Origin of the sequence: Virgibacillus profundi, from assembly GCF_002287375.1 — a bacterium.
GTDB lineage: Bacteria > Bacillota > Bacilli > Bacillales > Amphibacillaceae > Virgibacillus_K > Virgibacillus_K profundi.
Genome location: NZ_NPOA01000081.1, coordinates 1 through 415, shown reverse-complemented (window position 1 = coordinate 415; position 415 = coordinate 1). Strand labels below are relative to the sequence as shown.

Below are 415 nucleotides of genomic sequence, written 5' to 3'. Positions count from 1 at the left end.
TAGTCGCATAAACAGGATTAGATACCCTGGTAGTCCACGCCGTAAACGATGAGTACTAAACGTTGGGTAAAACCAGTGTTGAAGTTAACACATTAAGTACTCCGCCTGAGTAGTACGTACGCAAGTATGAAACTTAAAGGAATTGACGGGACTCCGCACAAGCGGTGGATCATGTTGTTTAATTCGAAGGTACCCGAAAAACCTCACCAGGTCTTGACATGCTTCTGCAAAGCTGTAGAAACACAGTGGAGGTTATCAGTTGCACAGGTGGTGCATGGTTGTCGTCAGCTCGTGTCGTGAGATGTTGGGTTAAGTCCCGCAACGAGCGCAACCCTTATTGTTAGTTACCAGCACGTAATGGTGGGGACTTTAGCAAGACTGCCAGTGATAAATTGGAGGAAGGTGGGGATGACGT

At 47.0% G+C, this 415-nt stretch carries 1 rRNA gene; it reads left to right on the top strand.

The window, feature by feature from the left end:
- Nucleotides 1-415, top strand: a 16S ribosomal RNA gene (locus tag CIL05_RS21630); the annotation flags it as partial.